The sequence below is a fragment of the Propionibacterium acidifaciens DSM 21887 genome (genome assembly GCF_000426605.1).
GTDB classification, from domain to species: Bacteria; Actinomycetota; Actinomycetes; order Propionibacteriales; family Propionibacteriaceae; genus Propionibacterium; species Propionibacterium acidifaciens.
This window is the reverse complement of record NZ_AUFR01000001.1, coordinates 288,313-301,111: the sequence shown is the minus strand read 5'-3', so window position 1 is coordinate 301,111 and position 12,799 is coordinate 288,313. Positions and strand designations below refer to the sequence as shown.

Sequence of the window (12,799 nt, the reverse complement as noted above, 5' to 3'; positions counted from 1 at the left end):
CCTGAATGATGGGGAGGTGGCGTCATGAAACCGAAACGAGCCGCTGATGACGGCGACCTCGACGACTTCTTCGCAGCGCCCGGCCCCGCGCGCGCCACGAGCCGCGCCGACGACGATGACGAGCCGCACCGCAGACCCGGCCGCGCCCAGGACCCTGACGAGGAGGAAGAGGAACCCGACGAGGCGCGCGAGGACGAACCGGCCGACGAGGACGACGAGGACCTCGGCGACGACCTGCTCGGCGCCGACGGCGCGACCCCGGGCGGGCGCAGGGGCCGCCGCGGCTCCCGCCTCAAGTCGGTCATCGCGGTGCTCCTGTCGATCGTCATCATCGGCGGCGGCGGGTACCTCGGCTTCCAGAAGGCCTCCCAGGCCTGGACGAGCTACCGCGGCGTCGACTACGAGGGCGCCGGCGACGAGTCCACCTCGGTGCCGGTGACCATCCGGGAGGGCATGACGATCACCGAGATGGGCGACACCCTCGCCGCCGACCAGGTCGTCGCCTCGTCCCGGGCCTTCGTGCGCATCGCAAACCAGGACGAGCGCTCCAGCAGCATCCACGCGGGCACCTACATGATGCGCCAGCACATGTCGGCCAGGGCCGCTCTCGACCTGCTCCTCGACCCCGCCAACCTCGCGACGAACCTCATCACGCTGCGCGAGGGCCTGCGCGACTCCGAGGTCTTCGCCCAGCTGAGCCAGACGACCGGCATCCCCGTGTCCGACTTCGAGGCCGCTGCCGCCGACCCCGCCGCGCTCGGACTGCCCGACTACGCCCAGGGCGACGTCGAGGGCTACCTGTTCCCCGAGACCTACACCTACGACCCGGCGGACACGGCCGCCGACGTCCTCACGAAGATGATCGACCAGTTCAAGCGGATCGCCACCGAGGAGGACCTCGTCGGCAGGGCGGCGGCGCTGGGCCGCTCGCCCCACGACGTGGTCGTCGTCGCCTCGATCATCGAGAAGGAGACGACGAACTTCGACTACGGCCCCCAGATCGCCGAGGTCTTCTACAACCGCCTGGAGCGGAACGTGAAACTCCAGTCGGACGCGACGGTCATCTACGCCAACAACATGACCGGGCGGATCACGACCACCGACGAGGAGCGCTCCGTCGACTCGCCGTACAACACCTACACGAGGGAGGGCCTGCCCCCCGGCGCCATCTCGAACCCGGGCCAGGAGGCGCTGCACTCGGCGCTCAACCCGGCCAGCGGCGACTACATGTACTTCGTCGCGGTCAATCCCGACACCGGCGAGACGAAGTTTGCCGTCACCGAGGAGGAGCACGCCGCCAACGTCGCCGAGTTCCAGGCCTGGTGCCAGGACAACGCCGACCGCTGCGGGGAGTGACCGCACCGGCGGGGACCCTCGCGGCCGGGCCGGCCCGACGTCCGCACCGCGGGTCCGCCGCTCGGCCCCGCGGGCTGCTGGGATACTGGAGAGCATGCTGCGTTATCTCACCGCCGGCGAGTCCCACGGTCAGGCGCTCGTCGCCACCCTCGACGGCATCCCCGCCCACGTCCGCGTCTCCTCGGACGACATCCGTCGGGCGCTGGCCCGTCGTCGGCTGGGCGCCGGCCGGGGGGCGCGCATGTCCTTCGAGGCCGACGAGGTGACGATGCTCGCCGGCCTGCGCCACGGCGAGACCCTCGGCTCGCCCGTCGCGATCGTCATCGGCAACACCGAGTGGCCCAAGTGGCGCACGGTGATGAGCCCCGACGAGGTTGATCCCGACGAGCTGGCCGGTCTCGCCCGCAACGAGGCGCTCACCCGCCCCCGCCCGGGCCACGCCGACCTGGCGGGCATGCAGAAGTACGACTGGGACGAGGCCCGCCCGCTGCTGGAGCGGGCCAGCGCCCGGGAGACGGCCGCCCGCGTCGCCATCGGCCAGGTCGCCAGGAACTTCCTCGCCCAGGCCTTCGGCATCACGATCCTCAGCCACGTCGTCGAGCTCGGCGGCGCCGCCGCCCGGGCCGGCGAGCCGCCGCGCATGGCCGACCTCGAGCTCATCGACGCCGACCCGGTGCGCTGCTTCGACCCGGAGGCCTCACGGGTCATGCAGGCCGAGATCGCGGCCTGCCAGAAGGACGGCGACACGCTCGGCGGCGTCGTCGAGGTGCTCGCCTGGGGCTGCCCGCCCGGGCTCGGCGCGATGCGCGAGGGCGACACCCGCCTGGACGCCAAGATCGCCTACGCCCTCATGGGCATCCAGGCCATCAAGGGCGTCGAGTTCGGCGACGGCTTCGGCCTGGCCCGGGTGCGCGGCTCGCAGGCGCACGACGAGATCGTCAACGGCCCCCACGGCATCCGGCGCGCCACCGGCCGGGCCGGCGGGACCGAGGCGGGCATGAGCACCGGCGAGGTGCTGCGCGTGCGCGCGGCCATGAAGCCGATCGCCACGGTTCCGAGGGCCCTGCGCACCGTCGACGTGCGCACCGGCGAACCGGCCGTGGCCCACCACCAGCGCTCCGACGTCTGCGCCGTCCCGGCCGCCGGCGTCGTCGCCGAGGCCATGGTCGCCCTCACCCTCGCCGAGGTCTGTCTGGAGAAGTTCGGCGGCGACTCGCTCGAGGAGTGCCGCCGCAACCACCGGGCCTATCTCGCCCACCTGGCCGACCGCGGCCTGTCGGTGCTGCCGTGAGCGCGGCCGGGGCCGGGCCCGCCGGGCGCCGTCAGGTCGTCCTCGTCGGTCTGCCGGGCGTCGGCAAGGCCACCGTCGGCACCCTCCTGGCCCGCACCTGCGGCCTGGACTTCGTCGACGCCGACGACCGCCTCGAGGCCCGGCGGGGCCGCACGATCGCTGAGACCTTCGCCGCCGACGGCGAACCGGCCTTCCGGGTCTCGAGGCGAACGCCGTCGTCGAGCTGTTGTCCCGGCCCGGTGTCATCGCGCTGGGCGGGGGAGCCGTGACGAACGAAACGGGCCGGCGGGCGCTCGCCGGGCACGAGGTCGCCTGGCTGCCGCAGTCGGTGCGGCAGGGGGTCCAGCGCATCGGCGACTCGACCCACCGCCCGCTCATGACCGGCGACGTCGCCGCCGTCCTGCGCCGCCTCAAGGCCGAGCGCGACCCGCTCTACCGCGAGGTCGCCACCATCCGCATCGACACCGACCGCAGGCACTCCGGGTGCGTCGCCGCCGAACTGGCCGCCGCCCTCGGATGGGACGAGGAGAACCGGGCATGACCGTCGTCGACTTCATCACCGAACGGCCCTACCGGGCCCTCATCGGCCCCGGGGCCCTCGACCGGCTGGGCGAGCACGTCCGCGACGCGGCACTGGTCGGCATCCTCCACGCGCCCCCGCTGGCTTCGGCGGCCCGGCGTGCGGGCGACCTCGTGCGCATCGCGGGGGCCGAGCCCGTCCTCATCGAGCTGCCCGACGGGGAGGCGGCCAAGACCCCGCAGGTGCTCGCCCGGTGCTGGAGCGCCCTGGCCGTCGCCGGCTTCACGCGCAGCGACCTCGTCGTGGGCATCGGCGGGGGAGCGACCACCGACCTGGCCGGCTTCATCGCCGCCACGTGGATGCGCGGCGTCCGCTGGGTGAGCGTCCCCACCACCGTCCTCGCGATGGTCGACGCGGGCATCGGCGGCAAGACGGGCGCCGACCTGCCCGAGGGCAAGAACCTCATCGGCGCCTTCTGGGAGCCCTCGGCGGTCCTGGCCGACACCGGACTGCTCGCCGGCCTGCCGGTCGATGACGTGCGCGCCGGCCTCGGCGAGGTCATCAAGCACGGCCTCATCGCCGACGAGCGTACGCTCGAACTCATCGAGGCGTCCCCCCTCGAGGCCCTCGACCCGACGAGCGCCCTCATGCCCGAGCTCATCGCGCGGTCCGTGCGGGTCAAGGCCGACGTCGTCGGTGCCGACCTGCGCGAGTCCACCTCGGTGGGCGACCGGGTCGGTCGCGAACAGCTCAACTACGGCCACACGATGGGCCACGCCATCGAGGCCGGCGAGCACTACACCCGGCGCCACGGCGAGTGCGTGGGCCTGGGCATGGTCTTCGCCGCCGAGCTGGCCCACCGCGTCATCGGGCTCGCGCCCGAGCACGTGGAGCGTCACCGCCGGATGCTCGGGCTGGTCGGCCTGCCCACCCGCTACCGGGGCATCGGCTGGCAGCGGGCCCGCACGCTCATGGCCCGCGACAAGAAGACCCGCGGCGCCACGCTGCGCTTCGTCGGACTGCGCGAACCGGGCCGCGTCACGATGATCGTCGACCCACCCGAGCGGGCGCTGATCGGCGCCTGGGAGGCCCTCACCGGCTGAGCCGTGCGGCACCGAACCGCCCGACCGGAGACCGAGGAACAGGAGACTGGCATGTACGTCCCCGAGCACTTCGCGCTCGCCGCCGACCGGCTCGGCGCGCTGCTGCGCCGCGTCGGCGCCGGCGACCTCGTGACGAACGGACCCGACGGCCTCGACGCGACCTTCCTGCCCTGGAGCCTCGACCCGCACGCCGGCCGGCTCGGCTGCCTGCGCACCCACATGGCCAGGGTCAACCCCCAGTGGCGGGCGCAGGGCCCGGCGATGGTGATCCTGCACGGCCCCGATGACTACATCGACCCGTCCGACCACGAGGCCCCCGGTCAGGTGCCCACCTGGGACCACCTCACGATGCACGTGCACGGCACGCTCGTCGCCCACGAGGAGCCGGAGTGGATCATCGCCTCGCTCGGCGAGCTGGTCGACGCCCAGCCGACCGACTGGCGGGTGGAGGAGCTCGACCCCGAGCGGCTCCGGGGAATGGTCGCCGCGATCGTCGGCCTCGAGCTGCGCATCACCTCGATCGTCGGCAAGGCGAAGATGAGCCAGAACCGGCCCAGCTCGGACATCGGGGCCATCGCCGACGCGCTCGAGGCGCGCCGCACCCAGGAGGCCGAGCCGCGGTACCGGCGCCCGTCCGCCGGCGCCATCGCCTTCCTGCGCGGGCCCGCCCGGGAGCACGCCCTGGCCCGCGAACGGGCCGTCGAGCGCGCCCGCGCCGCGAAGGGCCCGGGCCGGACCGTCGGCTAGGATGGATCCTCGCGGCCGTGTGCCGCCCGGTTCCGCGACCGCAGGCCGCCCGGCCGGTCGCGCCGACTCCGGCCGCGCACCGCCCCGACGCCAGGAGGGCCCCGCGCCCGGACCGGCCGTTGACAACTGCGCGAAAGGCTTCCATCAGTGGCTACGACCAACGACATCAAGAACGGCACCGTGCTGAACCTCGACGGTCAGCTCTGGCGGGTCCTGTGGTTCCAGCACCACAAGCCGGGCAAGGGCAACACCGTCGTCCGCACCAAGATCAAGAACGTGCTCAACGGCAAGGTCGTCGACCGCACCTTCCCCGCCGACACGAAGATCGAGATGGCCCAGGTCGATCGCCGCGACATGCAGTACCTGTACGCTGACGCCAGCGGCTACGTCGTCATGGACACCGACACCTACGAGCAGCTCACGATCCCCGAGGACGTCATCGGGGACGACAAGGACTACCTGCTCGAGGGCATGATCGTCACCGTCGCCACCAACGAGGGCAACCCGCTGTACGTCGACCTGCCGGCCTCCATCGAGGTCGAGGTCACCTATACCGAGCCCGGCCTGCAGGGCGACCGCTCCACCGGCGGCAACAAGCCCGCCACCGTCGAGACCGGCAAGCAGGTCCAGGTGCCCCTGTTCATCACCACCGGCGAACGCATCAGGATCAGCACCGCCGACGGCTCCTACCTCGGACGAGTCCAGAGCTGATGGACGCAGACGACGAACGGGTCATCGCGCTGGCACCGGGGGAGCACCCCCCGGTGCCCGGCGCGGTGAAGGTGGCCAGCACCGACTTCGCGGGCGCCCACCACTCCACCCGGACCAAGGCCCGCAAGCAGGCGCTCGACGTCCTCTTCCAGGCCGAGCTGCGCGACGAGTCCCTCGACGCGGTGCTCGCGCGCCGTGCCGCCCAGGGCGAGCCCGACGTGCGCGAGTACGCCGCCACGGTTCTGCACGGCTACTGGGAGCACGCCGGCGAGGTCGACCGCCGCATCGCCGAATGCCTGAGCGGCGACTGGACGCTCGAACGCATGCCCCGCGTCGACCGCAACCTGGCCCGCATCGCCGTGTGGGAGCTGGACCGCACCGGCATCGCCCCGCGGATCGCCATCAGCGAGGCCCTCGAACTCGCCAACGAGCTGAGCAGCGACGAGTCCGTCGCCTTCCTCAGCGGCCTGCTGAACAGGGCCGCCGACACGCGCCCCGGGAACGACTCCGAGTGAGCCGTCCGGCCGCGCCGTGGCTGTCGGGGCGGGGCCGGCGCACTGGTATCGTTCCCCCGAGAACTCAGCCCAGGTCTCGTACTCGCGGCCCGCTCAGGGCGGGGAAGGATGGTCATGAGCGCGCACGGAAAAGACGCGATCCTGGTTCTCGAGGACGGCCGGGTCTTCCACGGCCGGGCCTTCGGGGCCCTCGGCGAGACCTTCGGCGAGGCGGTGTTCTCCACCGGCATGACCGGCTACCAGGAGACCCTCACCGATCCCAGCTACGAGGGCCAGGTGGTCGTGGCCACCGCACCCCACATCGGCAATACCGGCTGGAATGACGAGGACGACGAGTCCGGTCGCATCTGGGTCGCCGGCTACGTCGTGCGCGATCCCTCCCGGGTTCCCTCGAACTGGCGCAGCAGGCGCAGCCTCGACGAGGAGCTCGTGCGGCAGGGCGTCGTCGGCATCTCCGCCATCGACACCCGCGCCCTGACCCGCCATCTGCGCGAGCGCGGTGCCATGCGGGTCGGCATCAGCTCCCTCGGTGCCGACGTCGACGCCCTCCTGGCCCGGGTCCGGCGCGTCCCGCCGATGGCCGGCGCCGACCTCGTCCGGCGCGTCACGACGGCGAGGCCCTATGTCGTGCCGGCCCGGGGCGAGAAGCGGTTCACCGTCGTCGCCATCGACCTCGGCATCAAGTCCATGACCCCGCACCGCCTGTCCGAGCGCGGCATCGAGGTCCACGTGCTGCCCGCCACCGCCGACTGGGAGCAGGTGCGGGCCATCGGCCCCGACGGCCTCTTCCTGTCCAACGGGCCGGGCGACCCGTCGACCGCCGCCGCCGCCGCCGAGCTGTGCCGCAGGGCGCTCGCCGCGGGCCTGCCGCTGTTCGGCATCTGCATGGGCAACCAGGTGCTCGGCCGGGCCCTGGGCTTCGACACCTACAAGCTCAAGTACGGCCACCGCGGCATCAACCAGCCGGTCCTCGACCGCGCCACCGGCAGGATCGGGATCACGGCCCACAACCACGGCTTCGCCGTCGACGCGCCGACCGACCACCCGGTCGACACGGCGTACGGGCGCGTCGAGGTCTCGCACGTCTGCCTCAACGACGGCGTCGTCGAGGGTCTGCGACTGACCCGCGACGGCCGGCTCGTCGCCTTCTCGGTGCAGTACCACCCCGAGGCGGCCGCCGGCCCGCACGACGCCTCGTACCTCTTCGACGAGTTCGTCGCGATGATGGCCGACAATGCACGCACGACCACGGCGGGGGAGCAGGCCTGATGCCCAAGCGCACCGACATCTCATCCATTCTCGTCATCGGCTCCGGCCCGATCGTCATCGGCCAGGCCGCCGAGTTCGACTACTCCGGCACCCAGGCCTGCCGCGTCCTGCGCGACGAGGGCTACCGCGTCATCCTCGTGAACTCCAACCCGGCCACCATCATGACCGACCCCGAGTTCGCCGACGCCACCTACATCGAGCCGATCACCCCCGGGTTCGTCGAGAAGGTCATCGCCGCCGAGCGACCGGACGCCCTGCTGGCCACCCTCGGCGGGCAGACCGCCCTCAACACCGCCATCTCGCTGTACGAGTCCGGCGCCCTCGAGCGGTACGGCGTCGAGCTCATCGGCGCGAACGTCGAGGCGATCCAGCGCGGCGAGAACCGCGAGCGGTTCAAGGAGATCGTCGAGGGCCTGCCGGTGGGCGACCCCGAGGTCGCCCGCTCCCACATCTGCCACAGCATCGCCGACGTCGAGCGGGCCGCCGACGACCTCGGCTACCCGCTCGTGCTGCGCCCCAGCTACACGATGGGCGGCGTCGGCTCCGGCCTCGCGCACGATCACGACGAGCTCGTCGCGATGGCCGCCATCGGTCTGGACGCCAGCCCGGTCACCGAGGTCCTCGTCGAGGAGTCGGTGCTGGGCTGGAAGGAGTTCGAGCTGGAGGTCATGCGCGACAAGGCGGACAACGTCGTCATCGTGTGTTCCATCGAGAACTTCGACCCGATGGGCATCCACACCGGCGATTCGATCACCGTGGCCCCGGCGATGACGCTGACCGACCGCGAGTACCAGCGGATGCGCGACGTCGGCATCGCGATCATCCGCGCCGTCGGCGTCGACACCGGCGGCTGCAACATCCAGTTCGCGATCAACCCCGACGACGGTCGGCTCATCGTCATCGAGATGAACCCGCGCGTCTCCCGCTCCTCGGCGCTGGCCTCCAAGGCCACCGGCTTCCCGATCGCCAAGATCGCCGCGAAGGTCGCCGTCGGCTACACCCTCGACGAGATCCCCAACGACATCACCCGGCAGACGCCTGCCAGCTTCGAGCCCACCCTCGACTACGTCATCGTCAAGGTGCCGCGCTTCGCCTTCGAGAAGTTCCCCTACGCCGACGCCACGCTGACCACCCACATGAAGTCGGTGGGCGAGGCGATGGGCATCGGCCGGAACTTCACCGAGGCCTTCGGCAAGGCGCTGCGCTCCACCGAGCAGGGCTCCGGCTTCTGGCTGTCGGACGAGTTCGACGGCGACGCCGATGCGATCCTCGCGTCCCTGGCCCGCCCGCACGACGGCCGCATCCTGGAGATCGGCGAGGCGCTGCGCGCCGGAGTGCCCGTCGAACGGATCCAGGAGATCACCGCCATCGACCCGTGGTTCCTCGACCAGGTCGCCCTCGTCCACGAGGTCGGCGAGCAGGTCCGCACCGCCGATGCGCTCGACGAGCCGCTGCTGCGCCTGGCCAAGCGTCACGGCCTGTCCGACCGGCAGATCGCGGTCCTGCGGGGCATCGACGAGGCGCAGGTGCGCGCGCGGCGCTGGGAGCTCGGCGTGCGGCCCGTCTACAAGACCGTCGACACCTGCGCCGCCGAGTTCGCCGCCCGTACCCCGTACCACTACTCGAGCTACGACGAGGAGACCGAGGTCGCCCCGCGCGAGCGGCCCGCCGTCCTCATCCTCGGGTCGGGCCCCAACCGCATCGGTCAGGGCATCGAGTTCGACTACTCGTGCGTCCACGCCGCCGAGGTGCTCAGCGCCAACGGCTACGAGTCGGTCATGGTCAACTGCAACCCCGAGACCGTCTCCACCGACTACGACACCTCGGACCGCCTCTACTTCGAGCCGCTCACGCTCGAGGACGTGCTGGAGGTCCATCACGCCGAGTGCCAGGCCGGCCCCGTCGCCGGCGTCATCGTCCAGCTCGGCGGCCAGACCCCGCTGCGCCTGAGCCAGCGGCTCGAGGACGCGGGCGTGCGGATCGTCGGCACGAGCCCCGAGGCGATCTTCCTCGCGGAGGACCGGGAGGCCTTCGAGAAGGTGCTCGACGCAGCCGGCCTGCCCGCGCCGAAGTACGGCATGGCCACGAGCTTCGACCAGGCCCGGGCCGTCGCCGAGGGCATCGGCTACCCGGTGCTCGTGCGGCCCAGCTACGTGCTCGGCGGGCGCGGCATGGAGATCGTCTACGACGAGCCCTCGCTGGCCGCCTACATCGAGAACTCCACGCTCATCGGACCCGAGTCCCCGGTGCTCGTCGACCGCTTCCTCGACGACGCCATCGAGATCGACGTCGACGCCCTCCACGACGGCTCCGAACTGTACGTCGGCGGCATCATGGAGCACATCGAGGAGGCGGGCATCCACTCCGGCGACTCGGCCTGCTCGCTGCCCCCGGCCACGCTCGGCGACGCGGTCCTCGAGCAGATCCGCACGAGCACCGAGGCCATCGCGCGCGGCGTCGGCGTGCAGGGCCTCATCAACATCCAGTACGCCCTGTCCGCCGACACGCTCTACGTCATCGAGGCGAACCCGCGCGCCTCGCGCACGGTCCCGTTCGTCTCGAAGGCGACGAACACCCAGCTGGCCAAGGCGGCGACGCTCATCATGCTCGGCTCCTCGATCGCCGAACTGCGCGCGACGGGCATGCTGCGCCCCACCGGCGACGGCGCCGCCCGCTGGCGCGGCATGCCGATCGCCGTCAAGGAGGCCGTCATGCCGTTCAGCCGCTTTCTCACGAAGCAGGGCCGCAGCGTCGACACCCTGCTCGGACCCGAGATGCGCTCGACGGGCGAGGTCATGGGCATCGACCGCACCTTCGGCGTGGCCTTCGCCAAGGCCCAGGAGGCCGTCTACGGCTCGCTGCCCACGAGCGGCGCCGTGTTCGTCTCGGCGGCCAACCGCGACAAGCGCCACATCATTCTGCCGCTCAAGGAGCTCTTGGAGATGGGCTTCCGGGTCCTCGCCACCGAGGGCACCGCGAGTGTGCTCATGATGCACGACATCGACGTGACGCCGGTGCGCAAGTACACCCAGGGCCGCGGGCCCCACGGCGAACCCACCATCGTCGACCTCATCGAGGCCGACGAGGTCTCGCTCATCTTCAACACGCCGACCGGTGAGACCCGCGGAGGCAGGCCTCGAGGCGACGGCTATGAGATCCGCACGGCGGCGATCCTGCACGGCGTGCCCTCGATCACCACCGTCCAGGCGCTCGAGTCGGCCGTCCAGGCGATCCAGGCGGTGCGCGGCGGGGGCATCTCGGTGCGCCCGCTCCAGAAGTGGGGCGCCGACATGGACGAGCACTTCGCCCGACGCGGCTGAAGCAGGCACACGAGAACGAGGAGACCGGTCATGCCCAGTGCCGACGAATTGTACGTGCGGGCCATCCGCTGCGGCTACAGGGAGGTCGTCCGACCCGTGCTGTTCCGCATGCACGGCGGCGACCCGGAGAGGATCCACGGCCAGCTCATCTCGACGCTGGGCCACCTGCCCGAGCCGCTGCTCGGGCTCGTCGAGCGCCTCCTCGGCACCGACCGCGACCCGGTCGACGTGGCCGGCATCCACTTCCCGGGCCGGGTCGGCGTCGCCGCCGGCCTCGACAAGGACGCCGTGGCCGCCGCTGCGTGGGCCTCGCTCGGCTTCGGCTTCGCCGAGCTCGGCACCGTCACCCGCCACGCCCAGCCCGGCAACCCGCGCCCCCGCCTGTTCCGGCTCGTCCGTTCCGAGGCGATCATCAACCGGATGGGCTTCAACAACAACGGCGCCGAGGCGATGGCGGCCAAGCTCGACGCAGCCGGCGTCCGACGCGGCAACAACCGGCTGGGCGCGCCGATGGGCGTCTCCATCGGCAAGACGAAGAAGACCCCGCTCGCCGAGGCCGTGCCGGACTACCTGTTCAGCCTCGAGGCCCTCGCGCCGTACGCCGACTACATCGCCATCAACGTCTCGAGCCCCAACACGCCGGGGCTGCGCAGCCTCCAGAGCCAGCGCGAGATCGAGGAGCTGACCGGCGCGCTCGTCGGCCGCGCCCGCGAGCTCGACCCCGAGCATCCCGTCCCGGTCTTCGTCAAGCTCGCCCCCGACCTGTCCGCCGGCCAGCTCGACGACCTCCTCACGGCCTGCGAGGGCGCCGGCATCGCCGGCATCATCGCGACGAACACCACCATGGGGCGCGAGGGCCTCGCCCCGGCCGACCGACACCTGGCGGGCCAGGCGGGTGGCCTGTCCGGCCGGCCCCTCACGGCGATGGCCCTCGAGCGCGTGGGCTGGATCACCCACCGCACCGGGCTCCCGGTCATGGGCGTCGGCGGCATCATGACGCCCGCGGACGCCCAGGCCATGTTTGACGCCGGGGCCCGGCTCGTGCAGGTCTACACCGGCTTCATCTTCGAGGGCCCCGCCCTCGTCATGGGCATCAACAAGCTGTGCCGCCCGGAATGAGAGCGGGGACGACGATGACGGAGTCCTTCGGTGCGCGGCTCGCCGCCGCCACAGCCCAGCGCGGCCGGCTGTGCGTCGGCCTCGACCCCCACGAGCGGATCGTCCGCGACTGGGGTCTGGACCACGACGCCGCGGGCATCGAGACGATGGCCCGCCGCGCCGTCGAGGCCCTCGGCGAGCAGGTCGCGGTCTTCAAGCCCCAGAGCGCCTTCTTCGAGGTCTTCGGCCCCGCCGGCCTCGCCGCGCTCCAGCGCGTCCTGGGCGACATCGCCCAGGCCGGCGCCCTGTCGATCCTCGACGTCAAGCGCGGCGACATCGGTTCGACGATGGACGCCTACGCCAGGGCCACCCTGGCCGACGGCGCCCCGCTGGCGGCCGACTCGATCACCGTGAGCCCCTACCTGGGCTTCGAGTCGCTGCGCCCGGCCGTCGACCTGGCCCACGGGACGGGCCGCGGCCTGTTCGTCCTGTGCCGCACGAGCAATCCCGAGGGCGGGGATGTCCAGCTCGCCGACGCCGGGGGCCGCAGCGTCGCCCAGCGGGTGCTCGACGCCGCCCGCGCCGAGAACGACCGGACCGGCCTCGACGACATCGGCCTCGTCATCGGCGCCACGCGCGAGAGCGCTGGCATCGACCTGGCGGGCTTCACGGGTTGGGTGCTGGCGCCTGGCATCGGCGCCCAGGGCGGCACCGTCGAGTCCCTCGCCGGCATCTTCGGCGACGCCGTCGACCGGGTGCTGCCGAGCGCCTCGCGCGGGGTGCTGCGGGCCGGACCCGACCCGGCCGCGCTGCGCGACGCGGCGTCCGCGCTCGTCCTGCGCTGAGCCGTCCCTGTCCGGGCCGGAACG

General features: G+C 72.3%; 10 protein-coding genes and 1 pseudogene. All 11 read left to right on the top strand.

Translation table 11 applies throughout. The features are described from left to right. Nucleotides 1-24: 24 nt before the first annotated feature. The 11 genes and pseudogenes from mltG (at nucleotide 25) to pyrF (ending at nucleotide 12,775) form a co-directional block, all read left to right on the top strand. Entirely contained in the window at nucleotides 25-1,356 is a 1,332-nt protein-coding gene (gene mltG, locus K336_RS13530; protein ID WP_081660468.1) for an endolytic transglycosylase MltG, read from the top strand. Between the two features lie 94 nt (nucleotides 1,357-1,450). Then, the gene (gene aroC, locus K336_RS0101250) at nucleotides 1,451-2,647 is read left to right on the top strand and encodes a chorismate synthase (RefSeq protein ID WP_021797542.1); all 1,197 of its coding nucleotides are present in this window, start codon (nucleotides 1,451-1,453) and stop codon (nucleotides 2,645-2,647) included. Further along, nucleotides 2,581-3,188, top strand: a pseudogene (locus tag K336_RS13525) (shikimate kinase). Before aroC ends, K336_RS13525 begins: the two are co-directional and overlap by 67 nt. Continuing rightward, complete coding sequence (aroB, locus tag K336_RS0101240) at nucleotides 3,185-4,270, top strand: 3-dehydroquinate synthase (protein WP_021797543.1); 1,086 nt, start codon at nucleotides 3,185-3,187, stop codon at nucleotides 4,268-4,270. The pseudogene K336_RS13525 and the gene aroB overlap by 4 nt, the downstream one beginning before the upstream one ends. 51 nt (nucleotides 4,271-4,321) lie before the next feature. Beyond that, nucleotides 4,322-5,017, top strand: coding sequence for an FMN-binding negative transcriptional regulator (locus K336_RS13520; protein WP_051245285.1), 696 nt, complete (start codon nucleotides 4,322-4,324; stop codon nucleotides 5,015-5,017). A 147-nt stretch (nucleotides 5,018-5,164) separates the two neighbouring features. Continuing rightward, nucleotides 5,165-5,728: an elongation factor P gene (gene efp, locus K336_RS0101230; protein ID WP_028706077.1), complete on the top strand. Its 564-nt coding sequence runs from the start codon at nucleotides 5,165-5,167 to the stop codon at nucleotides 5,726-5,728. Further along, nucleotides 5,728-6,243, top strand: coding sequence for a transcription antitermination factor NusB (gene nusB / locus K336_RS0101225; RefSeq protein WP_051245284.1), 516 nt, complete (start codon nucleotides 5,728-5,730; stop codon nucleotides 6,241-6,243). The genes efp and nusB overlap by 1 nt, the downstream gene beginning before the upstream one ends. Before the next feature lie 114 nt (nucleotides 6,244-6,357). After that, nucleotides 6,358-7,512, top strand: a complete 1,155-nt coding sequence (gene carA, locus K336_RS0101220; RefSeq protein WP_155944939.1) for a glutamine-hydrolyzing carbamoyl-phosphate synthase small subunit — start codon at nucleotides 6,358-6,360, stop codon at nucleotides 7,510-7,512. Further along, nucleotides 7,512-10,832 carry a carbamoyl-phosphate synthase large subunit gene (carB, locus tag K336_RS0101215; RefSeq protein WP_028706074.1) on the top strand — a complete coding sequence of 1,107 codons (3,321 nt, stop codon included), beginning with the start codon at nucleotides 7,512-7,514 and terminating at the stop codon, nucleotides 10,830-10,832. The genes carA and carB overlap by 1 nt, the downstream gene beginning before the upstream one ends. Before the next feature lie 30 nt (nucleotides 10,833-10,862). Continuing rightward, nucleotides 10,863-11,951, top strand: coding sequence for a quinone-dependent dihydroorotate dehydrogenase (locus K336_RS0101210; protein ID WP_051245283.1), 1,089 nt, complete (start codon nucleotides 10,863-10,865; stop codon nucleotides 11,949-11,951). A gap of 14 nt (nucleotides 11,952-11,965) precedes the next feature. Continuing rightward, a complete protein-coding gene (pyrF, locus tag K336_RS0101205) occupies nucleotides 11,966-12,775 on the top strand; it encodes an orotidine-5'-phosphate decarboxylase (RefSeq protein ID WP_028706072.1) in 810 nt (269 codons plus the stop codon). The last annotated feature ends 24 nt before the right edge of the window (nucleotides 12,776-12,799 follow it).